The organism is Mesorhizobium sp. CA12 (assembly GCF_020165255.1).
Classification (GTDB): Bacteria; Pseudomonadota; Alphaproteobacteria; order Rhizobiales; family Rhizobiaceae; genus Mesorhizobium.
Genome location: NZ_JAIUHT010000001.1, coordinates 53,019 through 77,716, shown reverse-complemented (window position 1 = coordinate 77,716; position 24,698 = coordinate 53,019). Strand labels below are relative to the sequence as shown.

23 protein-coding genes and 1 pseudogene are annotated in these 24,698 nt (G+C 64.9%); 5 read left to right on the top strand and 19 right to left on the bottom strand.

The annotated features are described in order from the left end of the window. The first annotated feature begins 47 nt into the window (after positions 1-47). The gene (locus LB520_RS00355) at positions 48-914 is read left to right on the top strand and encodes an SDR family NAD(P)-dependent oxidoreductase (protein ID WP_224626217.1); all 867 of its coding nucleotides are present in this window, start codon (positions 48-50) and stop codon (positions 912-914) included. An 8-nt stretch (positions 915-922) separates the two neighbouring features. On the opposite strand, the gene LB520_RS00350 is transcribed toward LB520_RS00355, so the two are convergent. The 3 genes from LB520_RS00350 to LB520_RS00340 all read right to left on the bottom strand — a co-directional run bounded on the left by LB520_RS00350 (position 923) and on the right by LB520_RS00340 (position 2,877). Further along, positions 923-1,417 (bottom strand): low affinity iron permease family protein, encoded by a 495-nt coding sequence (locus LB520_RS00350; RefSeq protein ID WP_224522895.1) that lies wholly within the window; start codon positions 1,415-1,417, stop codon positions 923-925. Positions 1,418-1,715: 298 nt separating this feature from the next. Then, positions 1,716-2,384 (bottom strand): DapH/DapD/GlmU-related protein, encoded by a 669-nt coding sequence (locus tag LB520_RS00345; protein ID WP_224636008.1) that lies wholly within the window; start codon positions 2,382-2,384, stop codon positions 1,716-1,718. A gap of 64 nt (positions 2,385-2,448) precedes the next feature. Next, on the bottom strand, positions 2,449-2,877 hold the full coding sequence (locus tag LB520_RS00340) for a CreA family protein (RefSeq protein WP_224600994.1): 429 nt from the start codon (positions 2,875-2,877) through the stop codon (positions 2,449-2,451). A gap of 229 nt (positions 2,878-3,106) precedes the next feature. On the opposite strand from LB520_RS00340, the gene LB520_RS00335 reads away from it, so the two are divergent. The 3 genes from LB520_RS00335 (at position 3,107) to LB520_RS00325 (ending at position 6,506) form a co-directional block, all read left to right on the top strand. Beyond that, entirely contained in the window at positions 3,107-3,691 is a 585-nt protein-coding gene (locus tag LB520_RS00335) for an SCO family protein (RefSeq protein ID WP_224636006.1), read from the top strand. Further along, positions 3,691-4,563 carry a 50S ribosomal protein L11 methyltransferase gene (locus LB520_RS00330; protein ID WP_140839744.1) on the top strand — a complete coding sequence of 291 codons (873 nt, stop codon included), beginning with the start codon at positions 3,691-3,693 and terminating at the stop codon, positions 4,561-4,563. Before LB520_RS00335 ends, LB520_RS00330 begins: the two co-directional genes overlap by 1 nt. 98 nt (positions 4,564-4,661) lie before the next feature. Beyond that, positions 4,662-6,506, top strand: coding sequence for an aminopeptidase P family protein (locus LB520_RS00325; RefSeq protein ID WP_224636005.1), 1,845 nt, complete (start codon positions 4,662-4,664; stop codon positions 6,504-6,506). Between the two features lie 124 nt (positions 6,507-6,630). Here LB520_RS00325 and LB520_RS00320 read toward each other — a convergent pair whose 3' ends face one another. The 11 genes and pseudogenes from LB520_RS00320 to LB520_RS00270 all read right to left on the bottom strand — a co-directional run bounded on the left by LB520_RS00320 (position 6,631) and on the right by LB520_RS00270 (position 16,978). After that, on the bottom strand, positions 6,631-6,927 hold the full coding sequence (locus LB520_RS00320; RefSeq protein ID WP_224636004.1) for an AzlD family protein: 297 nt from the start codon (positions 6,925-6,927) through the stop codon (positions 6,631-6,633). Beyond that, the gene (locus tag LB520_RS00315; protein WP_224636003.1) at positions 6,924-7,652 is read right to left on the bottom strand and encodes an AzlC family ABC transporter permease; all 729 of its coding nucleotides are present in this window, start codon (positions 7,650-7,652) and stop codon (positions 6,924-6,926) included. Before LB520_RS00315 ends, LB520_RS00320 begins: the two co-directional genes overlap by 4 nt. Positions 7,653-7,875: 223 nt before the next feature. Beyond that, positions 7,876-9,270, bottom strand: coding sequence for a glutamine synthetase family protein (locus tag LB520_RS00310; RefSeq protein WP_224636002.1), 1,395 nt, complete (start codon positions 9,268-9,270; stop codon positions 7,876-7,878). Positions 9,271-9,294: 24 nt separating this feature from the next. Continuing rightward, positions 9,295-10,392 (bottom strand): branched-chain amino acid ABC transporter permease, encoded by a 1,098-nt coding sequence (locus tag LB520_RS00305; protein ID WP_224636001.1) that lies wholly within the window; start codon positions 10,390-10,392, stop codon positions 9,295-9,297. A 15-nt stretch (positions 10,393-10,407) separates the two neighbouring features. Continuing rightward, a complete protein-coding gene (locus LB520_RS00300; protein WP_224636000.1) occupies positions 10,408-11,307 on the bottom strand; it encodes a branched-chain amino acid ABC transporter permease in 900 nt (299 codons plus the stop codon). Positions 11,308-11,313: 6 nt separating this feature from the next. Next, complete coding sequence (locus LB520_RS00295) at positions 11,314-12,018, bottom strand: ABC transporter ATP-binding protein (protein WP_224635999.1); 705 nt, start codon at positions 12,016-12,018, stop codon at positions 11,314-11,316. 16 nt (positions 12,019-12,034) lie between these two features. Then, positions 12,035-13,189, bottom strand: a complete 1,155-nt coding sequence (locus LB520_RS00290; RefSeq protein ID WP_224632929.1) for an ABC transporter substrate-binding protein — start codon at positions 13,187-13,189, stop codon at positions 12,035-12,037. A 42-nt stretch (positions 13,190-13,231) separates the two neighbouring features. Beyond that, positions 13,232-13,897: pseudogene (locus LB520_RS00285) on the bottom strand (ABC transporter ATP-binding protein); the annotation flags it as partial. Positions 13,898-14,095: 198 nt separating this feature from the next. Continuing rightward, on the bottom strand, positions 14,096-14,680 hold the full coding sequence (locus LB520_RS00280; RefSeq protein ID WP_095769008.1) for a helix-turn-helix domain-containing protein: 585 nt from the start codon (positions 14,678-14,680) through the stop codon (positions 14,096-14,098). A gap of 71 nt (positions 14,681-14,751) precedes the next feature. Continuing rightward, on the bottom strand, positions 14,752-15,591 hold the full coding sequence (locus LB520_RS00275) for an N-formylglutamate amidohydrolase (RefSeq protein WP_224635998.1): 840 nt from the start codon (positions 15,589-15,591) through the stop codon (positions 14,752-14,754). Continuing rightward, positions 15,569-16,978 (bottom strand): aldehyde dehydrogenase family protein, encoded by a 1,410-nt coding sequence (locus tag LB520_RS00270; RefSeq protein WP_224635997.1) that lies wholly within the window; start codon positions 16,976-16,978, stop codon positions 15,569-15,571. Before LB520_RS00270 ends, LB520_RS00275 begins: the two co-directional genes overlap by 23 nt. 178 nt (positions 16,979-17,156) lie before the next feature. On the opposite strand from LB520_RS00270, the gene LB520_RS00265 reads away from it, so the two are divergent. Next, the gene (locus LB520_RS00265; RefSeq protein WP_095769006.1) at positions 17,157-17,915 is read left to right on the top strand and encodes an SDR family NAD(P)-dependent oxidoreductase; all 759 of its coding nucleotides are present in this window, start codon (positions 17,157-17,159) and stop codon (positions 17,913-17,915) included. Positions 17,916-17,939: 24 nt separating this feature from the next. Here LB520_RS00265 and LB520_RS00260 read toward each other — a convergent pair whose 3' ends face one another. The 5 genes from LB520_RS00260 to lpxC form a co-directional block, all read right to left on the bottom strand. Then, positions 17,940-18,632, bottom strand: coding sequence for a DUF2461 domain-containing protein (locus tag LB520_RS00260; RefSeq protein WP_140839724.1), 693 nt, complete (start codon positions 18,630-18,632; stop codon positions 17,940-17,942). Further along, positions 18,632-20,839 carry an NAD-dependent DNA ligase LigA gene (gene ligA, locus LB520_RS00255; protein ID WP_224635996.1) on the bottom strand — a complete coding sequence of 736 codons (2,208 nt, stop codon included), beginning with the start codon at positions 20,837-20,839 and terminating at the stop codon, positions 18,632-18,634. The genes LB520_RS00260 and ligA overlap by 1 nt, the downstream gene beginning before the upstream one ends. Positions 20,840-20,976: 137 nt before the next feature. After that, a complete protein-coding gene (gene recN, locus LB520_RS00250; protein WP_224635995.1) occupies positions 20,977-22,650 on the bottom strand; it encodes a DNA repair protein RecN in 1,674 nt (557 codons plus the stop codon). Positions 22,651-22,658: 8 nt separating this feature from the next. Beyond that, a complete protein-coding gene (locus LB520_RS00245) occupies positions 22,659-23,528 on the bottom strand; it encodes an outer membrane protein assembly factor BamD (RefSeq protein WP_224635994.1) in 870 nt (289 codons plus the stop codon). Positions 23,529-23,729: 201 nt separating this feature from the next. Continuing rightward, positions 23,730-24,677 (bottom strand): UDP-3-O-acyl-N-acetylglucosamine deacetylase, encoded by a 948-nt coding sequence (gene lpxC, locus LB520_RS00240; protein WP_224635993.1) that lies wholly within the window; start codon positions 24,675-24,677, stop codon positions 23,730-23,732. Between the last annotated feature and the right edge of the window lie 21 nt (positions 24,678-24,698).

The following is a 24,698-nucleotide window of genomic DNA, read 5'->3' as shown; positions in this document are numbered from 1 at the left end:
CGGCGCCTGGCGTTAAGTTCGGCCCGACCCGAACAAGGATGGAACTCATGACCAGCGACGCCCAGATCCAGACCGCCCTGCCCGCCTTCGCCTCCGGCAATGTCGCCGTCATCACCGGCGGCGCCAGCGGCATCGGCCTTGCCGCCGCAAAACGGTTCGTGGCAATGGGCATGAAGGTGGTGCTTGCCGACATCGGCGGCATGCGCCTCGACCAGGCGAAGCAGGCGGTCGCCGCGATCGGCGGCGAGGATGCCGTCCTCCCAATCCCGACCGATGTCTCCAGGGCGGAAGAGGTCGACCGGCTCGCGGAGCTCGCTTACGGTGCCTTCGGTGCGGTGTCGGTGCTGATGAACAATGCCGGCGTCGGCAACAATCCGGGCAAGCCGTGGGAGAACCGCGACGCCTGGAAGCGGCTGCTGGACATCAATTTCTGGGGCGTCGTGCATGGCGTCGAAGCCTTCGCGCCGCGCATGCTCGCCGCCGGAAAGCCGGGCCTGATCATCAACACCGGGTCCAAGCAGGGCATCACCACGCCGCCCGGCAATCTCGCCTACAACGTCTCCAAGGCCGGCGTGAAGACCTTTACCGAAGGACTGGCGCATGCGCTGCGCAACGAGCCGGGAGCCAAGGTGTCGGCGCATCTGCTGATCCCGGGCTTCACCTATACCGGCCTGACCGAAGGCGCGACGGAAAAGCCCGCCGGCGCCTGGACCGGCGAACAGGTGATCGACTTCATGCTGACATCGCTGATGGAGGACGACTTCTACATACTCTGCCCGGACAACGAAGTGACGCGGCCGATCGACGAAAAGCGAATGGCCTGGGCGATGGGAGACATCATCGAGAACCGCCCTGCCCTGTCGCGTTGGCATCCCGATCACAAGGATGCCTTCGCGGCCTTCATGAACCGCTGACGGCCCTGTCAAGCCGCGGCTTTCTTCTTGGATGCGTTCTTCCCGGCCGCGGTCTTCTTTGTGGCCGCGCCGGCGGTCTTCGGCGCATGCCTGGTGCCGTTCTTTCCGGCGACGGCCTTCTTGGCCGCCTTTTCGGCGATCTCGCTGTCATGCCGTTTTGCCGCCGCCTCGCATTTCGAGCGGATCTCCTCCACCTCTGACTCCGTCAGGTGTTCGATTCCGATGAAATGGTTATGGGCGCGGCTCACCCTGATCAGTTCGTCCAGCTTGGCCTGGATCGCCGCGCCATCGCGATTTTGCGTGTTCTGGATCAGGAACACCATCAGAAAGGTGATGATGGTGGTGCCGGTGTTGATGACCAATTGCCAGGTGTCCGAGAACCCGAAGAGCGGTCCACTCAACGCCCATACAACCACGATCGCCACACAGATGGCGAAGGTGGGCGGCAGGCCCGCCAGATGTGCCACCTGGTTAGCTATCCGCGTGAAAACCTTCTCGATCATGCAAGTCCCTCGAACCGTGGATGTGCTGGCATTTGCGAAGAAACTAGCTGCCGCCCGCTCCGGTTCCGCGGGATCGAATTTGTGCCGACACGTGCACGCAATCGGCTACACGCAGAAAGCGCAGTTTCGCGAAAAAACACCTTATCCGTTTATTTGCAATAGTGCCGGTGCAGGCCGAAAGCCTGTTCCTTCCGCTTCACGGCGGTTTACCTCCAGCCCCTTCCGCCGCGCCACCCCCGCATGGCGGAAGGGGCATTTGATTCCCGGGAGTGGAAGGGGACCGGTCAGACAGCGCCGGTCATGTGCTTGACGGCGTTCCGCCCGTGTCAGTGAGCGTTTCTTCCCAACGATCGAGAAAGGCTTCGATCGGCATGATTTGCATGTCCGGAATTGCGCTCGCCAGTTTCTCGGGCGGCCAGTCCCACCAGGCGAGGGCTTCGATGCGCGCCGCGACAGTGGCCGAGAACCGCCGGCGCAGCGGCTTTGCCGGAACGCCTGCGACGATCGTGTAGGGCGCGACGTCATGTGTCACCACCGCATTGGCGCCGATGACCGCGCCGTTGCCGATCGCGACACCCGGCATGATCACCGCGCCGTGTCCGATCCAGACATCATGGCCGATGCTGACCGATTTCGCTTGCCGTCGCGCGCGAAAAGCCGCGTCGACGCCCAGCCAGCGAAAATACTCGTTCGGCCGATAGCTGACCTTGTGCTGTGTCAGCCGCTCGATCGGATGCTCTAGCGCGTTGATGCGGCTGTTCGCAGCGATCGAGCAGAACTTGCCGATCGTCGTGTAGATCGCCTCGCAATGGCGTTCGAAATAGGAAAAGTCGCCGACGCTCACCTCGCGCAGGATCACCCGCTCGCCGATCGAGGCATAGCGGCCGAGCTTGCATGCCTTCAGCTCCGCGGTCGGATGGATGCGCGGCTCGGGATCCTTGAGGACGAGGGTTTCAGGACGATCCATGAGAGGCCTTTACGCCGGCGGTGACGGCCCCGCAAGCGCGGCCTGCCCCCGCCAAGCCTATCGCCTATTGCGGCTTGCCCTTGGTCCACACCACGTTCTGGCCGTAAAGCGGCACGGTCGTGACCGACATCTTCGCCGAGCCGTTCTGCACCTGGCGCGAATGCGACAGATAGATCAGCGTCTCGTTCTTCTTGTCGTAGATGCGGTTCACCACCTGCTTTTTCCAGATCAGGCTGAGGCCCTGCTTGAACACCTCCTCGCCGCCCTCGCCCATGTCGATGTCGCCGATGGTGATCGGCCCGGTCTGGCGGCAGGAGATCGAGGAATCGGAAGGATCCTCGAACCAGTTGCCCTTATGCAGCCGGTCGATGATGCTGCGGTCGAAATAGGCGACATGGCAGGTGACGCCGTCGACCTTCGGGTCCTTGATCGCATCGACCATGATGTCGTTGCCGACCCAGTCGACACCCACTTTACCCACTTCGTCAGCCATGGCCGCGCCGGCGCTCAGGGCAAGACAGGCGGCGAACAAGCCGATCAGTTTTCGCAAGGAAGCCTCCTCGGTTCAGTTTGCCGACGTCAGGTGGGACAGGATCGTGGCGTTTGCAAGCCGATCGGCCCGCCCGGCGGCTTGCGGCAACGCGACATCTTTGCGCGCCCGGCGCCGACCCGCTAAGACTGTCGCCGAACTGGCTTCCAGCCAAAGCAACGGACATTCACTGATGATGCGCTCAATCCTGGTCGGCATTCTCGTCCTGATGGCGGCGGGCATCGGCTGGCTGACATTCGACTGGTACCGGGGCCACTATGGCGGCGAGCCCTTCGGCGCGCCCTTCACGCTGGTCGACCAGAAAGGCGCGCCGATCACCGAAGCCGCCTTCAGGGGACACCCCAGCGTCGTGTTCTTCGGCTTCACCCATTGCCCTGAAGTCTGCCCGACGACACTGTTTGAGCTCGCCGGCTGGCTGAAGACGATGGGCGACAGCGGCAAGGACCTCAACGCCTATTTCGTCACCGTCGATCCGGAACGCGACACGCCGGAGACGATGAACACCTATGTCAGCAACTTCTCCGACCGGATCACCGGCATCACCGGCGAGCCGGACAAGGTGCATGCCATGGCCAAGGCCTTCGGCATCTATTGGAAGAAGGTCGACACTGGCGACGGCGACTACACGATGGACCACACGGCCTCGGTGCTGCTGCTCAACGCCAAGGGCGATTTCGCCGGCACCATCGCCTATGGGGAGAGCGCCGACACTGCGATAGCCAAGCTGAAGCGGCTGGCTGCGGGTGGGCAAACCTGATGGGCCAGACTAGGCTCCACTTCACCGCCAACAAGCTCGAGGCCGACCGCATCTTTGCCGCACTGGACGCCGCCTTCGAGGAGGACGGCCTGCCGATCGCCGTGCTGGAGCTCGACGAGGAAAAAGATATCCACGAAGTGTCGCTCTATGCCGATGGCGACGTCGATCCCGTCGAGGTCCGGGTCAGGGATGTCCTCGCCGGTCTCGGCCTGCCGAAGCCTGTCGAGCGTGAGGTCCTTCCCGACGTCGACTGGGTGTCGCGCTCGCTGGAAGGCTTAAAGCCGGTCCGCGCCGGACGCTTCTTCGTCCATGGCTCGCACGATCGGGCCAAGCGTCGCAGTGGCGACCTCGCCATCGAGATCGAGGCGGGCCTTGCCTTCGGCACCGGGCACCACGGCACCACCGCCGGCTGCCTCGAAGTTCTGGAGCAGGTGGTGCTGCGGGAACGGCCGCGCAACGCGCTCGACCTCGGCACCGGCAGCGCCGTGCTCGCCATCGCGCTGGCCAAGCTCGCGCATATCCCGGTGCTGGCGACCGACATCGATCCGGTCGCCGTCCGCGTCGCCGCCGCCAATGCCCGCCTCAACCACGTCAAGGCGCTGGTCGAGACGGTGACGGCGCCCGGCTTCCATCATCCGATCTTCGCCAGGCGCGCGCCTTTCGACCTCATCGTCGCCAACATCCTGGCCCGGCCGCTGATGCGGCTCGCGCCCGAAATGGCCAAGCACATCAGTCTCGGCGGCTCGCTGGTGCTCTCCGGCATCCTCGACCGGCAGCGCGACGCGGTGATCTCGGCCTATGTCGGCCAAGCCTTCCGCCACGTGCGCACCTTGCATCGCGAGGGCTGGGTGACCATCCACCTCAAGCGCTGAGGCCGGGTTGCATCCAGCCGATCTGGCCCTGCCGAAATCGATTCCGATTTCCGGGGTCATGCGCTACGCTCGCAACAAGCATCGAAGAGAGGCCAGAAATGTTCCAGACCTTTGATTCCGCTGGTGATCCTGCCGTCGGTAAGCCGCGTGTGGCGCAGCTGCGGCAATGGCTGGCTGAGAATGGTTTGGATGGCTTCCTTGTTCCCCGCGCGGACGAGCACCAGGGCGAATATGTCGCCGACCGCTCGGCGCGGCTGAAGTGGCTGACCGGCTTTTCCGGTTCGGCCGGCGTCGCGATCGTGCTGCGCGACCGCGCCTTCATCTTCGTCGACGGCCGCTACACGCTGCAGGTGCGGAGCGAGGTGGACCTGTCGATCTTCACCGTCGAAAGCCTTGTCGACAATCCGCCGGCCAGCTGGATCAAGGACAATCTCGGCAAGGGCGCAAGGCTCGGCTTCGACCCCTGGCTGCACACGATCGGCGAGATCAAGGCGCTGAAGGCATCGGCCGAGCAATCCGGCGCGACATTGGTGCCGCTCGACAGGAATCCCATCGACATCATCTGGACGGATCAGCCGGACCCGCCGCGCGCGCCTGTCGAGATCCATCCGCAAAACCTTGCCGGCGAGCTCGCCAAGGACAAGCTCAAGCGGCTGGCGGGCGCGATCGAAAAGGACGGCGCCACCCATGCGGTGCTGACCGATCCTTCCTCGATAGCCTGGGCCTTCAACATCCGTGGCGGCGACGTGCCGCATACGCCCCTGGCGCTCGGCTTCGCCATCCTCGCCGCCGATAGCAAGCATCAGCTGTTCATGGACCAGCGTAAATTCCCGCGCCAGGTCGTAGCCTATCTCACCCAGCTTGCCGATCCGCATGATCCGGGCGAGTTCGAAGCCGCCATCGTCGCGCTAGCCAAGGACGGCGCCAAGATCGCGCTCGATCCGGTGCTGGCGGCGGAGAAGCTCCGCATGCTGGTCGAGGACAATGGCGGCACGGTCGTCTTGGCGGCCGACCCGGCGCGTATCCCCCGCGCGACCAAGAACCAGGCCGAGATCGCCGGCAGCCGCGCCGCGCATCGCCGCGACGGCGCCGCGGTCGCCAAGTTGCTGTGCTGGCTCGACCGCCAGAAGCCCGGCACGCTGGACGAAATCGCCGTCGTCACCAAGCTTGAGGAGGTGCGCCGGCAGACCGGCGAGGAAACGCAGATGCCGCTGCGCGACGTCTCCTTCGACACGATTTCCGGCGCCGGCCCGAACGGCGCCATCATGCACTACCGCGTCTCGCGCGCCACCAGCCGCAAGCTTGAGAGCGGCGAGCTGTTCCTGCTCGATTCCGGCGGTCAGTATCAGGACGGCACCACCGACATCACCCGCACCGTGCCGATCGGCCAGCCGAGCGAGGAGATGCGCGAGCGCTTCACCCTCGTGCTGAAGGGCATGATCGGCATCTCGACGCTGCGTTTCCCCGCCGGCACGCGCGGTTCGGAAATCGACGCCGTTGCCCGCGTGGCCCTATGGAAGCATGGCTGCGACTTCGCCCACGGCACCGGCCACGGCGTCGGCTCCTACCTCGCCGTGCATGAAGGGCCGCAGCGCATCGCCCGCACCGGCACAGAAAAGCTGCTGGCCGGCATGATGCTGTCCAACGAACCGGGCTACTACAAGGAAGGCGCCTACGGCATCCGCATCGAGAACCTGATCCTGGTCACGCCGGCGGAGCAGATCGAGGGCGGCGACATCGCCATGCATGGCTTCGAGACGCTGACGCTGGCGCCGATCGACAAGCGGCTCATCCGCACCGATCTGTTGCACCGGGACGAGTTGCAGTGGCTCGACCGCTATCATGCCCGGGTGCTCTCCGAGATCGGCCCGATGGTCGACGGCGAGACGCTGGCCTGGCTGGAGAAAGCCACCGCGCCGCTGCCTCACGACGCCAAGATCTGAGATAAGCTTCTTTCTGCCGTTTACGCGGAGAATGCCCGGTCCACCCTCCGCAGCTGCGGCGGAGGATGGGCAGGGCAATGAGGGGCGGCGCCGACGATCCGAAACGGTCACGCTGGCAGAGTTCCTACCCCACAAACTGTCGCGCGATTATCAGCACCGCCGCGCCGGCCAAGAACATCGCCATCAGGCCGCCGCGCAGCGACACCAGCACGGTGACGATCAGCGCCGCCCACTCAGCGGGCCCGGCATGCAATAGCTCGGGCGCGACCAAGGTCGTCAGCACCGCGGCCGGCACGGCGTTGAGCCCAGCTTCGATGCGCGGATGGATGGTCTCAAAGCGCGAGATGACGAGGTGGCCGCCGACGCGGGTCAGATAGGTGGCAACGGCGCCGGCCAGGATGATCCAGAAGGTCGCGCTCATGGCCGCTTGCCCACGCCGCTGTGATGCGGCGGCAGGATCACCGCCAGGAGGATGCCGGCGACTGCGCCGATCGAGATATGCCAGGGTGAGCCGACAGTTCTGTAGGCGATGATCGAGGCGAGGGCGCTGGCGGCGACGACCGGCGCCCAGAGCGGCCGCTTGCGGAAGCCGAGCACCAGGCCCAGGAAATAGATCGGCAAAAGGAAATCGATGCCCAGCGCATGCGTGTCCGGGATCAGCTTGCCGAACACCGCGCCCAATCCGCTTTCGACCACCCAGAACACATAGACCGGCAGGCCGAGCCCCAGATACCAGACGAAGCCGACGGGACGGCCGGACTCCGCCCTCGCCTCGGCGATGGCGAATTGCGGATCCGTCAGGATGAAATAGCCGAGCGCCTGCTGCAGCACCGGCCAATGCGCGATGCGCCTGCCGATGCCAGCCGAATAGAGCACGTGGCGAAAGTTCACCGCGAAGATCGACAGCACAATCAGCCATGGCGCGACATGCTGGCCGAACAGCTCGATGCCGACCATCTGGCTGGCGCCGCCATAGATCATGGCGCTCATCAGGAAGGCTTCGAGGACGGAAAACCCGTTGTCGACGGCGATCGTGCCGAACAGGATCGCGAATGGCGCGGAGGCGACGACCACCGGCATTGAAAGCCGCACGCCGTCCCAGAAATCGCCGCTCGTTCTGCCTTCAGAGATTGCTTCCGCTGCCATGCGCCGCTCCTCGTGCATGTCGCCCAGAGTGCGCAGCGGTTCTGGGACAACGACATGCATCAACAAAAGACTTAAAGCGCGTCGCCTGGATTCGTTCAGCGCGACGCGCTTTAAGAGCGGCTTGATTTAGAGAGCGTCGCCTCCAATGTCACACCAATTCGCTTGACCCAGCGATCAGCGGAACTGATCGCCGGGTTGCGAAACGTTGGAATCTTCAGGCAGCTCAGCTGACGAAATAGCGCTGCCACTCGAAGTCCGTGATGTGCGAGGCCTGCCAGGCATCGAAGGCCGCCTGCTCGGCGCGGCGGCTTTCGGCGTAGTTGTCGCGGAACGCTTCGCCGAACGCCTCGGCGCAGAAATCGGATGCGGCGAAGGTTTCAATAGAAGCATTGAGCGTGCGCGGCAGCTTCGGCTTGTCGAGGTTGGCGAGGTTGCTCGTCACCGGCGCCTCGAGGGGCAAATCCTTCTCGATGCCTTCGCAGCCGGCCGCCAGGATCGCGGCGATCGAGAGATAAGGATTGACGTCGGCGCCAGGCGCCCGGTGCTCGAACCGGCACGCGGCATCGTTCGGCGTGGTGATGGCGCGGATCGGCGCGGTGCGGTTCTCGAAGCCCCAGGCGACGTCTTCCGGCGACCACGCGCCGCGATCGAAGCGGCGGTAGGAGTTGACCGTCGGCCGGAAGAAAATATGGGTCTCCTGCATGCGGTTGAGCACGCCGGCGAGGAATTTCTCGGCGACCGGCGTCAGCCGGTTCGGTCCAGCCGCGAAGGCCGGCTTGCCGTCCCGCCACAGGCTGACATGATGGTGCGCGCCGCAGGCGCTTTCCTTGCCCGGCGGCTGGAAGCGCGCCATGAAGGTCGCCACCAAGCCACGCTCGGCGCACAGCTCGCGCAGATGCAGCTTGGCGCGCATCGCGGCATCCGCCGCCGCCAACGCGCTCTTCGGCGTTAGCGCGTATTCATACATGCCGTAGCCATATTCGGTCACCAGCGAGGCGATGCCGATGTCGATGCTCTTCATGCGCGTAATGAACTCGGCGGCGAAATCCTGGTATTCGCCACTGCGCACGAGGTCGTAGTTGATCAGCGAATGGCCCCATGGCTTCAGCTCGCGATAACGGCCGGCGCGCATCAGATCATGGTCGGCGTGGAAAATGCCGAACTCGTATTCCAGCGCGAATTTCGGCTCATAGCCAAGCGCCCTTGCGCGCTCCTCGACGCGCGCCAGCACGCCGCGCGGGTCATACGGACAGACGGCGCCGTCCAGCATGTAGGAGCGCGTGATGGCGGAGGCGAATTTCGGCTTCCAGCCATGCTGCATCACTGTGTCCGGATCGATTATACCCTTGATGTTGGGAAAGCCGTTCTCCTCATTGGCGCTCGGCGAGGCGAAGGCGACGTCGCCCATCGGCTGGCCGTCGCCATGCGTGACGCAATAAAGGATGGCATTGATCGATTCGCCATAGGTGGAAAGCTTCAGCGGCGCGATCTTGGAGCGCACGACGCCTGACGTGTCGACCGTATGCACCTCGATGAACTCGACGCCGCGCGATGCGAGCTCGGCCTGCAACGCCTCGAGCTTCGGCGCATACTCCGCCACCCTGTCCTCAAATTCCACGTTCAACCTCCAAACCAGGAAAAGCTATTTGGCCCTGCGCCGCAAAAGAAGCGACAGCAGCTCGTCGAGCTCGTGCCGTCCGCTGATGCCGCTCGGCCGGAACGCCATGCAAAGCACGATGACAACGCCGAGCGCCACGCCCGACAGGCCGAGCAGCTGCGGCATCTGGATACCCGCGACCGTCACGCCGGACTCGATGCTGCGGATGAATTCCAGCCCGATCGAAAGCACGATGACGCCGGTGACCGCCCCAGTCACCGTTGCCATGCCGCCGAGGATCAGCATCGCCAGCGTGTTGAAGATCATCTGGAAATAGAACAGTTTTGGGCTGATCGTGCCGGCGAAATAGGCGTAGAGCACGCCGGCGAGCCCGCAGATCAGCGCCGACAGCACCCATGACATGAGCCGCAGTTTCTTCGCATCGATGCCGAGCGCAGCCGCAGCCTGAGGGCTCTGCGCGCTGGCCCGCAGCTGCAAGCCCCAGCGGCTGTCCTTGAACAGTCGCGCCGCCACGATCGCCATCACCGCGAAGACCAGCATCCACGGCAGGCCGACCACTTTCGGAATGCCGAAGAAAGCCTGGTTGCCCTTGAACAGATTGGTCCAGTTGAGGAAAACCGAATGGACGATGATGAGCAGCGCCAGGCTGACGATGGTCGCAGCGACCCCCGACAGCCGGCTGATCACCTTGCCGCTGACCAGCGCCACGATGCCGACCACCAAGAGCGCAATGAGCGCCGACGAAACCGGATCGAGCTCCAGCGTCGCAAAGCCGAACGGCGCGTTGGGGATCGACAGCTTCTTCATGGCAAGCGGCGTCGACAGGATGGCGACGCTATAGGCGCCGAGCCCGACAAAGGCGCTGTGGCCGAGATTGGCGATGTTGGAATTGCCCATGAACACTTGCAGGCCGACCACGACGATCAGGTTTACGAAGGCGCCGAGTGCGAGGAAGGTGTAGTAGGTCGGCGCGAAGTTCAGCACCAGGAGCCCGATCGCCAGCACCGGCAGCGCTGTCACCAGCCCGCCGATCAGCGAGCGGAGGATCGCGTTGCCGGGCTGCGCGGTGGCGGCCGGCGCCGCCATCTGTTCGACCGCTTGCGAGAGTTCGGAGCCTGCCACGTCAGATCTCCCGCCCTAAATCTCTTTGTCGCCGAGTTCGATGCGCTGGCCGAGCAGGCCTTCCGGCCGGTAGACGAGCAGCGCGACGATGATGGCGTAGGTGAGCGCGTCCCGGAAGCCCGCATATTCCTGCGGCAGCGCGACGAGCAGGCCGACTTCGATGAAGCCGAGCAGCATGCCGCCGACCGCAGCACCCGGCAGCGAGCCGAAGCCGCCGATGACGCAGGCGACAAAGGCCTTCAGCACCAGGCTGAAGCCGAGATCGGGTGAGACGCTGCCGCGCCGCGCCAGGATGAAGACGGCGGCGATGCCCGCCAGCGCGCCCGAAATCGCAAACGCCGTGGCAATCACCCGGTTTGCCTTGATCCCCATCAGCCGCACGGTGGCGAAGTCGCGCGCGGCAGCGCGAATGGCGAGCCCGAGCGTCGAGCGGTTGAGGAAGAGCACGAGCGCAAGGATGGTCAGGCCCGACACGATCAGTTCCATCACTTGCAGCGAGGAGACGGCGAAGGGGCCGAAGAACCACATCTGGTTCAAGCCGTTGAGGATCGAGACCGACTGCGGCTTTGGCGAGATCAAAAGCATGAAAAGGTTCTGCACCACGATCGACACGCCGAAGGCGGTGAGCAGCCCGGTGGTGGTAGGCGCATAGCGCACCGGCCGGAAGGCGACGCGTTCGAACACCACCGCCGCCAGCGCCGCCATGCCGACGGCAAGCAGCACCGCGACGAAGGGCGAGGTCAGCCCGAGCGCGGCAGCCAGGAACACGCTGTAGACCGAGACCCCGATGATCTCGCCATGGGCGAAATTCACCAGCCCCATGATCGAGAAGACGACGGCGAGCCCGAGCGCCACCAGGGAATATTCCGCACCGAAGGCGAGCGCGTTGAGGAGTTGCTGCAAGGCGTAATCCATCGCCGCCTACCCGCCGATATAAAGGTTGAACAGGCCGTGCTCGTCGGCGAGCCTGGCCGGCGGTCCGGCATAGCGCAGCGTGCCCGAGCTCACGACATAGACGCGGTCGGCGAAGCGCAGCGCCTGCTTGGCGTTCTGCTCGACCACCAGCAGCGTCAGCCCTTGCGCCTTGAGTTCGCCGATGAAATCGAAGATGCGCGCTACGATCTTGGGCGCGAGCCCGAGCGACGGCTCGTCGAGCAGCAGCAGCTTCGGCCGCGACATCAGCGAACGGGCGATCGCCAGCATCTGCTGCTCGCCCCCCGAAAGCGTGCCGGCCGCCTGGCCGAAGCGTTCGGACAGCACCGGGAACAGCGACAGGAACCGCTCGATGTCCTGGCGCACGCCGGCGGGGTCGCGCCTTGTCGCGGCTCCTAGCCGCAGGTTTTCGCTGACGCTCAGGTTGGAGAAGATGTGCCGGCCTTCCGGCGTCGCGGTCAGTCCGCCGCGGATGCGGTCCTCGGTGCGGACATGCGAGATGTCCTTGCCGTCGAGCACGATGCGGCCCGAAGCCGGCGTCACCAGACCGGTCAGCGTGTTAATGGTCGAGCTCTTGCCGGCGCCGTTGGGCCCGAGCAGGGCGACAAGCTCGCCCTGCCCGACCTCGAGCGACAACTCACGCACCGCCGTGACGGCGCCATAGCGCACGACAAGCTTCTCGACCTTCAGCACGTGTTCCCGGCCCCGCTTAGTTCAGCGCCGGAACGAAGGTCGGCGGCGTGTCGGTGATCAGCACTCGCTTGCCGTCGGCAAAGCCCATCACCGGCACAGCTTTGACCGGATAGCCCTTCTTCTCGGCGAAGGAGATCGTCGGCGCCGTGGTGCCCGGATAGCCGCCAGGCGCGCGGATCGCCTCGCGTAAGGCGGCGGGGTCGACGGTGTCGGCCTTTTTCGCCGCTTCGTAGCTGATCTGCACCATGTCGGCGCCGAGCGCGTCGAAGATGCCGTTGATCTTGTAGCCATCGGCCTTGCACTGGGCGAGGAACTTGTCGATCGGGCCGTCGACGCCGGTCGCGCCATGGGTCGCGAACATCACCTTTTCCAGCGACTTCGGATCGCCGACCGTGCCTTCCAGCGACTTGTCGTCGAAGGCATCGCAGCCCGCCACCCACCCCTCGTAGCCGTTGGCGCGCAATTGCCGGATCAGGATGCCGACATCGGGCAGCACTGCGCAGATATGGATCGCGTCCGGCTTCTGTGGCAACGCCTTGATCGAGGCGATCTGCGGGGACCAGTCGGTGGTGCCGTAGGAATAGTTGAATTTGCCGACCACCTTGCCACCGAGATGCTCGAACACCTCGCCGAACCACTCCGGCAGCTTCTCCGAGTAGGACCCGGCATCGGGTGACACCATCAGCGCGACGGTCCGCGCGCCCTTGCCGTAAAGCGCGTTGGCGGTGGCCGAGGCATTGATCGGATCGGGCACGGCGCCGGCGATGAAGTTGTCGAGCCCAGCCTGCTGCATCTCGAGCTGCGTGTTCGGAGCCGAGAACACGGTTGCGCCATAAGGCTGCGCGGTCTGCGCCATCGGGATCAGCGCATCGGGAAACGGCACGCCGGTGATCACCTGCGCGCCGGCATCGAGGAATTTCTGGCCGAGCGAGACCGAAAGCTGCGGATCGGAGCGGTTGTCCTCGATCATCAGCTCGACCTTGGGATCGTTCGCGCTTGCGGCCTTGTTCAGCCTGTCGGCCATGCAGCGCGCGCCCTCGGCCTCGCTATAGGGCGCGTAGGCGCCGGTCATGGCGACCGCAAGCCCGATCTTCAGATCGGCGGCGCCTGCATGCCCGGCCTGCAGCAGTCCCGCGGTCAGCACCGCGGCTCCCAGCAAAATCTTTTCCATTCTACCCCTCCTTCCTCTCATTGCGGTTGTTCTTCCGGGCCTTCAGGCCGTCTCTGACTGCCCGACATAGACCTCAATGACGCGCGGATCGCGCCACACGTCTTCCGTCTCGCCCGAAGCGATCACCTGGCCCTGGTCCATCACGCAAAGCCGGTCGCAGAGCCGGTTGATGAAGCGCAGGTCGTGATCGATGACGATGGTCGCGCAGCCGACGTCGCGGCGAATGCCTTCGATGGCGATGGCCAGCGTCTCCGACTCGGCCTCGTTGAGACCGGCGGCCGGTTCGTCGAGCAACAACAGCGACGGCCCAAGCGCCAGCGCGCGTGCGATCTCGAGCCGGCGCTGGCTGCCATAGGGCAGCGTTCCGGCCGGGCTGTCGGCGAAGCCTGCGAGCTCATATTGCTGCAGAAGCTGATCGACGCCGATGCGCATGGCGGCATCGGGGCGCACGGCCCGACAAGTGATATGCGCGACCTCGACATTCTGCCGTACAGTCAGGTCCTTGAATAATCTGATGGTCTGGAAGGTGCGGCCGACCCCTGCCCGCGCGCAATGCTCTGGGCTGCGGCCCGTGATCTCTTCGCCCGCGAGGCGCACGCTGCCGCTGTCCGGCTTGAGCACGCCCGAAATGGCGTTGACGAGGGTGGATTTGCCGGCGCCGTTCGGACCGATGAGACCGAGGATCTCGCCGGCCTCGCAGGTCAGCGAGGCGCTGCGCAACGCCTGCACGCCGCCGAATGTCTTGCTGACTGCCCCAACCGACAGCATCGGTCATCTCTCCCATTCCCGGCCGCTGGCTGTTCTCCTGTCGGCCGGTCAAAGGATGCTAGTCCTCCGACTTTTCCATAACAAGTATTTTTTTCCATTCTAGAAAAATTCTTGAGTGGAAGGGCTGAGGCCCATCGGTCAGACGCCTGCTCCCGGCGGCAGCCCGTCGCGCGGTACCGTGTTCGACATCAGCATGATGACGGGCTCGTCGCCGAGCGCCACATAGGCGTGCTGCATTTCGCCGTCGAACAGGATGCTGTCGCCGGGCTGCAGGACGCTCGGGTCGTAGTGGAGCGTGTGGAGCTGCAGGCTGCCGCTCAACACATGGATGAACTCCTCACCCGAATGGCTGCGCCAGCCGCCGTTTTCCTCGAAGGTTCTGGCGCGCAGCGTCACGCGCCAGAAAATATTGGTCTTGTCGCGGAAATCGCTGCACAAGACCTCGAATTCCATGGCGTTGCCTTCGTGCAGGATGCCGCTGCCGGCGCGCGTGATCGAGCGGCGCGCCTGCGGCCCGGGCTTGGGACTGAACAGGAAAGAGGCCACCGGCACGTGCAGCACGCCGGCAATCATCAGCGCGATATCGACGGTCAGCCTGGCCTTGCCGTTCTCCAGCTTCGAGAGCTGGGACACGGAAAGGCCGGAGCGCTCACTGAGATCGCGCAAGGTGATGTTCTGCTGCTTGCGCGCGTCGCGGATCTTGCTGCCCACATTGCCTTGCATCGTCCACGCCCTTGGCTGCCGTGTTTCCAATTCGACAAGCTCTAGCGTTCCGATATTTGAGCGTCCAGCCTTCAGACGGCTACGGCTGATTGCGGCCATAGGGATATCGCGACGGTGGCAAAGGCAGCCTCCAGGAGGCGGCTGACGCGTTCGAAAGTTCCCGGATCGGCAAGCAAGTCGTTGCGCAGCTCGAGGTAGAGGCAGGGCCGGCCCTGCTGTAGCCCGTGCCGGTTCAAGGTGTAGCCGACAGCCTGGCGCCAGTCGTAAGGTTCGTTATCGCCGATCCTGAAGCCTGCTTCCGGGCCTTGGGCCCTGAGTGTTTTCAGCACCGAGGCGACGAAGGGCGACTGTTCCCGCCACAGCACGCCGATATCGACTGCACGCTTCACCCCGGCCATCACCGGCGTGAAGGAATGCACCGAGATCAGCGCCCGTCTGCCGGCAGCGGCTTCGATGATCGCCCGTTCGACCGGCGCCCAGGCGACGAGCTTGCGCAGCCTCGCATCCGCCGCGTCCACAGCGAGATTGCCCGGCACCGGGATGCCGCCGAGGTCGGGGCGCATGAAGTCCCACTCCTCGGCGGGGCGGTTATAGTCGAGGAACAGCCGTGAATAGCGCGCGATCACCGCCGGCGCCCGCAGCGTTCGCGAGAGCCGGCGCGTCAGCGCGTCGACGCCGATGTCCACCGCGAAATGCGTGCCGAGATAAGGCTCCGGCAGGCCAAGGTCGCGCCACGGCGCCGGCACGACGTTGCCGGCATGCTCGGCAATCAGAAGATAGGGGCTGGCCGCATCCGGCAGCAATCGTTCCACCCCGGCCGCGGCAAGCGTCGCGACGGCCGCGTCGCCAAGCTTTTCAAGGGCCCGCACGACCGGATGCCGCTGGCGGTCAGGCGATGACGGAGCGGACATGATAAGCCTTCGCCGCCGTCGCCTCGATGAGGCCGGCGCGCCCGTTGGCGCGGCCAAGACCGGAATTCTTGATGCCGCCCCAGGGCAGATAAAGGTCGGCGTGATCGCATCGGTTGAGATAGACGGTGCCTGCCTCGACCTCGTCGAGCAAGGCCACGCCGCGTTCGACATCGCGCGTCCAGATCGAGGCGCTGAGGCCGTAGTCGCTGTCGTTCATCAGGCGGATCGCCTCGTCGTCGCCGCCGACGGCCTGGACGCAGGCCACCGGCCCGAACAGCTCGTCGCGCATGATCGGCATGCTGTGGTCGACGCCGGTCAGCACCTCCGGCGCGACATAGGCGATCCCGAGGCTTGCCGCCTTGCGCGCGCCATCCTGCGGCATCAGGCGCTTCGCCCCTGCCCGCACCGCGCTTTCGGTGAGGCCGCGGATGGTGTCGGCCGCGACCGCGCGCACCACCGAGCCGACCATCGGCTTTTCAGCGATCGGATGGCCGATCGACCACTTCGCCGTCTCGGCGACCAGCGCCTCGACAAAACGGTCGTGAATCAGGCCGTCGACATAGATTCGCTCCACCGAGCAGCAGGACTGGCCGGCGTTGGAATAGGTACCCTCTGCGATCAGCGGAACCGCCGCCTCGAGGTCGGCGTCGGAGCGCACATAGGTCGGATCCTTGCCGCCAAGCTCGAGATGGACCTGGGTGAAGGTGCCGGCCGCCGCCGCATGCACGCGCCGGCCGCCATTGACCGAGCCGATGAAATTGACGGCGTTGAAGACGCCGGAAGCGATCAGCCGCTCCGCATCCGGATGATCGAGATGCAGGCACTGGAAGACCCCTTCCGGCCCGCCGGCCGCGCGAAAAGCCTCCTCGGCGAGCTCCGCGATCAGCGGCGTCTGCGGCGAATGCTTGAAGATCACCACATTGCCCGCGGCAAGCGGCGACGTGACCAGATAGCCGAGCATAGCGGTCGGGTAATTCCAGGCGCAGATTGACAGATGCAGGCCGCCGGCCACCGGCTTGGCGTAGCGGCGGATGTTCACGTCCGACGGATAGGGCATGTCGGCCAGCGTGTCCGGTGCAGCGCCTGCAAGCAGCTCGCCGATCAGCGCCAGGCGCGGCGTCTCGTCGGCTTGCCACAAGGGCCTGCCGATCTGCCACGCCACCGCCTCGGCCAGCGGAGCGGCGCGCGCCTTCATCTCCTCGCCGAAGTGCAGAAGGATCGCCAGGCGCTCGGCCAGCGGCGTGCGCCGCCAGCCCGGCAGCGCCGCGCGAGCGCGGGCGACGGCCGCCTCGATCGCGGCCCCGTCCGCATAGTTGCGCTGGGCATAGATTGAGCCGTCGACAGGAGAGGTCACCGAGAAGGTCCGCGCGCCGGAATGCAGGGTCATGGTCTTGGAATCCACCCAAAAGGAAGCTGTCAGCCACGGCACGATATCGTGATTTTCTATTTTGGCAAATTTTTTCGAATACGGCTTGATGGATTTTTTGTCGGCCCCTATTGTCCCGCCATCGCGCCTTGGCGCAGAGATAGCGCCGCGCCTTGCAGCAAGAACCGAGGGGGGATGAATGGTCGTCTATGATTTCACGGGCCGGCATGCGGTCGTCACCGGAGCTGGCGGCGGGATGGGCGAAGCGATTGCGCTGGCGCTGCTCGATGCCGGCGCCTCCGTCACCGCCATCGACATCAAGCCGCGTCCGGCCTCCCTCGCCTCGTATGACGACCGGCTCACCTTCGCCCAGGGCGATTTGACCGACGCGGCCTTCGTGGAACGGACCATCGGTGCGGCGGGCCGCGAGCGTGGCGGCATCGACTATCTCGCCAATGTCGCCGGCGTATTGTGGTTCGGTCGCGACAAATCGGCCCTCGAAATGGATCTCGATGTCTGGGATCAGGTCTTCAACATCAACCTGAAATCCTTCGTGCACACCGCACGCGCGGTCGTTCCGCAGATGCGCGCCGGCGGTCGCGGCGGCGCCATGGTGCATTTCTCGACCATTCAGTGGTATCGCGGCGACCCGAAGCCTCAGGATGCCTATCAGGCCTCGAAGGCAGGCGTCTGCGCGCTGTCGAAGTCGCTTGCCATGCAGCTTGCCGGCGACGGCATCCGCTCCAACGCGATCTGCCCCGGCATGGCGCTAACGCCGCTGCAGGCGCGCTGGGACACCGAAGAAAAGCGCGCCGCTGTGGCGAATTATACGCCGCTCGGCCGCATCGGCACGCCGCAGGACATGGCAAACGCCGCGCTCTTCCTGCTCTCGGACGCCGCGAGCTATATCACCGGCATAGAGCTTGCCGTCGACGGCGGCCTGCTGATGCGGATGTAAGCCCGGCGACAGCCGGAGGCGGCGTCAGGCCGCGACAGCCGTCCCCTGGATCGCCCGGCCCCAGTCGAGCAGCGGCTTGGCGCCAAGCGTGAAGCCGACGAGATCGTCGACCAGCGCCGGCGAATGGATCGTCGCCGGATCGATGTCGTGCCGGACCACGAAATGCCGGTTGCGCACCGCCTGGGCGAGATCCTCGTCACCGACATCCTCGAAACCGCGCGGCACCCGCTTCAGGCGGTCTTCCGCATCGAGCTCCAGGCCGGCCTTCTTGAGCGATGCGACCATGCCGCGGAACGCGGCCGGCTTGGTCACGATCGCCTTGCGCATCGCCTGCAGCAGTTCCGGCGCCGGCTGCCACCAGGCCACACCGGCAAAGCAGCGCTCCAGACCGATATGCACATAGAAGACGCCCTGCTCCATCTTGGTGCCGTCGGGCGACAGAATCGCCGAGAGATGCCGGTTGTAGGGCCGCTTGTCCTTGGAAAAGCGCACGTCGCGATTGATGCGGAACAGCGATTTCTTGCGGTCACCGCGCAAGCCGAGCTTGGCCGCCTCGAAACGCTCTGTGAGCGTCTCGACCAGATCGCAGAACGGCCCATGCAGCTCGCTGTCATAAAGGTCGCGGTTTTCCTGGAACCACTCACGGCTCTGGTGGAAGTCGAGCGCCTTCAGGAACGGAATGGCCTTCGGCCCAAAACCCTTGAACGCTCCAGTCATTAGCCGCCCCTGCCGATGCGCTGCAGCCATGTGTCCTCGTCGATCACCTCGATGCCGAGATCGCTCGCAACTTTCAGCTTCGAGCCGGCGCCGGGACCCGCCACCACCAGGTCGGTTTTGGCCGAAACCGAGCCCGCGACCTTGGCGCCGAGCCGCTCCGCCATCGCCTTGGCTTCCGAACGCGTCATCTTTTCCAGCGAGCCGGTGAACACCACCGTCTTGCCCGAGACTTCGCTGCCGGCCGAGATTTCCATGACGTAGGGTTTCGGATGAACCTGCGTCAGCAAGGCGTCCAGCACATCGTCATTGCGCTCATTGCCGAAGAAGTCGCGCAACGCGTTGATCACCGTGTCACCGATGCCGTTGATCGACGGGAAGACGCTGTGCGGATCCTCGGCCTTCGCCGTCTCCTTGCCGATACGGATCAGCTCCTCGATGGTCGAGAATTGGCGGGCAAGCACGGCCGCCGTGGTCTCGCCGATATGGCGGATGCCGAGCGCGAAGATGAAACGGTCGAGCTCCGGCTCGCGGCGCGCGTCGATGGCCGAAAACAACTTGTCGAGACCTTCATAATTACGCTCCTCGACGCTGCGAACATTCTTGCGCGCCTTGCCCGAGGCTTCCTCGCGCAGTCTCGCCTGCTCCTCCCGTCGCTCGGCCAGCGCCCTGGTGACGGCGGGCCGTCGATCCTTCAGCGTGAAGATATCGGCGGCGGTCTTCACCAGCCCCGAATTGAAGAACAGGTCGATGTTTTCGGCACCGAGGCCTTCGATGTCGAGCGCACCGCGCGACACGAAGTGACGCAGCCTTTCGACCGCCTGCGCGGCGCAGATCATCTCGCCGGTGCAGCGCCGGCGCGAATCCTCCTTGCCTGTCTTCTCGTTGATCTCGCGCGTCGCCGGCGAGCCGCAGACCGGGCAGGTATGCGGGAATTCATAGGGCACCGCGCCAGCGGGCCGCTTATCGATGACGACGCTGACGATCTGCGGGATGACATCCCCTGCCCGCTGGATGACCACCGTGTCGCCGATACGCACGTCGATGCCGTCGCGGATCGGCTGGCCGTTGCTGTCGAAGCCCTTGATATAGTCTTCGTTGTGCAGCGTGACATTCTCGACCACCACGCCGCCAACCGTGACCGGCGCAAGCCGCGCCACCGGCGCCAGCGTGCCGGTACGGCCGACCTGGATGTCGATCCTCTCGACGGTCGTCATCGCCTGCTCGGCCGGAAATTTGTGGGCGACCGCCCAGCGCGGCTCGCCGGTGACGAAACCCCAGCGGCGCTGCAGCTCGAGCTGGTCGACCTTGTAGACGACGCCGTCTATGTCGTAGCCGAGCGAGGAGCGCTGCTCCTCGATGCGGTGGTAATGCGCAATCAGGTCCTCGATCGACTTCGCCCGCACCATCAGCGGGCTGACCTTGAAGCCCCATTCCTTGAACTTTTGTACGGAATCGAACTGCGTCGGCGCTGGGTCCGCTGTCGTATAGCCCCAGGCATAGGCGAAGAATTTCAGATTGCGGCTTGCGGTGACCGACGGGTCCTTCTGGCGCAGCGATCCGGCCGCCGTGTTGCGCGGATTGACATAATCCTGGCCTCCGACCGCCGCTGAACGCTGCTTCAAAGCCTCGAATTCGGCATAGGTCATGTAGACCTCGCCGCGGATCTCGATGATTTCCGGCCAGCCCGAACCCTGCAACTTCTTCGGGATGTCGGCAATCGTCTTCAGATTGGCGGTGATGTCCTCGCCGACCGTGCCGTCGCCACGCGTCGCGCCCTGCACGAACACGCCGCTCTCGTAGCGCAACGAGGCCGACAGCCCGTCGATCTTCGGTTCGGCGGTGAAGGCGATGTCGAGGTCCTTGTCGCGGTCGAAGAAACGCCTTCCGCGCTCGATGAAATCGGCGACGTCCTGGTCGGTATAGGCCTTGGCGAGGCTCAGCATCGGCACCGCGTGCCGCACCTTGGTAAAGCCCTCCGCAGGCGGGGCGCCGACCCGCCGCGTCGGCGAATCCTCGCGCACGAGATCGGGGAAGCGCTCTTCGATGGCGAGGTTGCGCCGGCGCAGCGCATCATACTCGGCATCGGTGATCGTCGGCGCGTCCTCGGTGTGATAACGCCGGTCATGCTCGGCAATCTCCGCCGCCAGTTGCTTCAGCTCATCCGCGGCTTCGCCTTCGCTCAACGAATCGACGGGTTTTTCCGACATGCATCAGTCCTTGGATTGTGGCGCGCCACTATAAATCAGGATTTGACGGCAGGGAGTGGGCTTGCGCAGAAATCATTGCTGAACAGCACGATGCAGCCATCTGCTGACTCGGATTGGAACCGAAGAGGCCCAACTTTCTAAGCGGCGGCCGTGTTCTCGCGCAGCAACCGCTCCGCTGCCGCGCGCGCTTCGTCGGTGATGGTGGCGCCGGCCAGCATGCGCGCGATTTCTTCCTGGCGCGCTGCGCGGTCCATTTCGGCAATGCCGGTGGCAACGCGGTCCTTGCCGCCGGATTTGGAGATCAGGAAATGCGTGGCGGCGCGTGCCGCAACCTGCGGCGCATGCGTGACGGAAAGCACCTGTACCCGCTTTGACAACCGCGCCAGCCGCTGGCCGATGGCGTCGGCCACCGCGCCGCCGACGCCGGAGTCGATCTCGTCGAACACGAGCGTCGGCGCCGAGCCGCGATCGGCCAGTGCCACCTTCAGCGCCAAAAGGAAGCGCGAGAGCTCGCCGCCGGAAGCGACCTTCATCATCGGTCCCGGCCGGGTGCCCGGATTGGTGCGCACCCAGAATTCGACCTGGTCGATGCCTTCTTCCATGCGGCTTTCGGCATCGCTTCCCATCTCGACGATGAACTCGGCCCGTTCGAGCTTGAGCGCCGGCAGTTCCGCCATCACAGCCTTGGTCAGGCCCGCCGCCGCCGCATGGCGCAGCGACGACAGCTGCGCCGCGGAAATATCGTAGGCCTCGCGCGCCGCGGCGGCCTGCTTGGCCAGCGCGTGCAGCCGCTCCTCGCCGGCATCGAGGTCGGCAAGATCGGCCACCATCGTGTCGCGCAGCTGCGCCAGATCGTCGACCGCGACACTGTGCTTGCGCGAGGCGGCGCGCAGCGCAAACAGACGCTCTTCCGCCTTCTCCAGACGCTGCGGATCATATTCGGTGGCGCGAAGCGCCGCTTCCACCCCGGACTGCGCGGCGTCGAGCGAGATCATCGCTTCGTCGAGCGATTTCACTACGTCGTCGAGCAGGCCGGGGGCCTCGCTGGACTTGCGCTGCAGCCGCCGCAACAGGCTGGCGAGTTGCGGCAAGGGCGAGGACGGCCCCGACAGCACATCCTGCGCATCATGGATTTCGGCGGCGATCTTTTCGACGCGCATCATCGTCGCGCGCAACTCCGCAAGCTCCGTTTCCTCGCCCGGCTGCGGGTCGAGTCTTGCGAGCTCGGCCACGGAAGCGCGCAGATAATCGGCTTCGCGCGCCGCCGCCTCGACCTTGGCGCGATGCCGGGAAAGCTCCTGCTCGCAGTTTCGCCAGTACCGCCAGGCTTCGCCCGTGCCACGCACGACGCCCAGATGGCCGCCGAAACTGTCCAGCAATTCGCGATGCGCGCCGGGATCGACCAGTGCCCGCTCGTCATGCTGGCCATGGATCTCGACCAGCGCGCGGCCGACATCGCGCATCAGGGTGACGCTGGAGGGCTGGTCGTTGACGAAGACGCGGGTGCGGCCATCGGCGGTCTGTACGCGGCGCAGAATGATGTCGCCATCATCCTCAATGTCGTTTCCGGCGAGCAACGCGCGTGCCGGATGGTTGCGCGGCACGTCGAACACGGCAATGACCTGGCCTTGCGCGGCGCCATGGCGGACGAGCGAGGCATCGCCCCGCGCCCCAAGAGCCAGCGACAACGCATCGAGCAGGATGGATTTGCCGGCGCCGGTTTCGCCGGTCAGTACCGAAAGCCCAGGCAGGAAGTCGATGTCCAGCTTCTCGATCAGGACGATATCGCGGATCGACAGTCTGGATAGCATCGCAAGCTTCAGGCGCCGGTGATCAGCTTCCCGGCCTTGGAAATCCACGATCCGGCATTTTCGCGGGGTTCAAGCCCGTTGCTCTGCAGGAGCTTGTAGGAATCCTTGTACCACGGGCTGTCCGGATAATTGTGACCAAGCACCGCCGCGGCCGTCTGCGCTTCCGAGGTCAGGCCCATCGCATAGTAGGACTCGGTCAGGCGCGCGAGCGCCTCCTCGACATGGCGGGTGTTGGAATAGTTCTCGACCACGGTGCGGAAACGCTTCACGGCGGCGATGTATTCGCGGCGCTCCAGATAGTAGCGGCCGACCTGCATCTCCTTGCCGGCGAGTTGGTCGCTGGCGAAGCGGATCTTGTCCTTGGCGTCGCCGACATATTCGGAGTTCGGCCAGCGCGTCACCAGATCCTGCATGCTCTGGATGGTCTGGCGCGCTTCCTTCTGGTCCTGGGTGACGTCCTTGATCTGCCGATAGTAGGAGAGGCCGATGATGTACTGCGCGTAAGCCGCGTCGTCTGTCGAGGGATAGAGGGTCAGGTAGCGCTTGGCCGAACCGATCGCCTCGTCGTAATTGCCGGCGCGATAATCGGCGAAAGCGCCCATCACCATCGATTTGCGTGCGAATTCCGAATAGGGATGCTGGCGGTCGACCGCGTCGAACTTCTTGCTCGCCTCATCGAGGCGGCCGGCATTCATGTTGGCCAGGCCCTGGTTGTAGAGAACGTCGGCCGGCTCGGTCTGGTCGACATAGGTCGCCAGGTTGACATCCTTCTCGGAGGACATGCAGGCCGACAGCACGAGCGCGGGAGCAACCACCGACAGCGCCAGCAAAACACCCCGACGCGGCGCTACCGATTGACCAACTCGCGAAAAAAACATGTTTGGATTCCGCCCCTTCGGCGTCGTTTCGGTCCGGGCCGAAGCCATAAACCATTATCCCCTTGCCCGGCAACGCTATGTCCGGCCAATCGCACATTTTTGTGGCAGGCCGACGCGATGATCAAAGCCGCGCGTTTTGGCGGCCCGGTGATGCAGCCATGCAACACAAGCCTGACCACAAAGCCAGAAAACGGTTAAGAATCAGATCACCCAAGGTGCGTAGACCGGCCGGCTGACAGCGATCATCTCGGCGACGCGGCCGCGCTCTCGGCGCCTCGTCTCGACAATCTCGAAGGCCGTGTGGTCGGAAAGCAGCCGGCGCAACGCAGACGCGTTCATCCGGTGGCCGCCGCGATAGGAACGGAAACAGCCGATGAAGCGCGCGCCGGCCAGCGCCAGATCGCCCATCGCATCGAGCGTCTTGTGACGGGCGAATTCGTTGGGATAGCGCAGCCCGCCGACATTGATGACGCGGTTGTCGTCGCCGATGACAAGCGAGTTTTCGAGCGACGAGCCGAGCGCGTAGCCGGCGGCCCAAAGCCTCTCGACGTCCTTCATGAAGCCGAATGTGCGAGCGCGCGCGATGTCGCGGCGGAAGATGTCGGGATTGATGTCGGAGGCGAATTGCTGGCGGCCGATCGCCGGGCTCTCGAAATCGATCTCGACCTCGAACCGCGTGCCGTCATAGGGGCGGAACTCCGCCCAGGACGCGCCGGCTTCCACGCGCACCGGCTTGACGACACGGATGTAGCGACGCCTCACCGCCAGCGTCTCGATGCCGGCCTGGTCGATGGCCTCGACGAAGGCCATGGCGCTGCCGTCGAGAATGGGGACTTCCGAACCGTCGATCTCGATGATCAAATTGTCTATGCCGAGACCGAACACCGTGGCCATCAGATGCTCGACGGTGCCGATATGATCGCCGGCCGGATCGCCAAGCATGGTGCAGAGATCGGTGGCGCCGACTTCCGCGACCAGGGCGCGGAGCTCCCGGGCTTCGCCGCCATTCGAAAGATGAAAGACGATGCCCGTATCGGCATCGGCCGGCAGGAAGCGAACGGTCACGGTTTTGCCGCTATGGACGCCGATCCCAGCCAGCGTCACGCGCGATTTCACTGTCGTCTGATAGTCGTGCAAGAGTAACCCCATACGCCCTGAATGCCTGCGTCC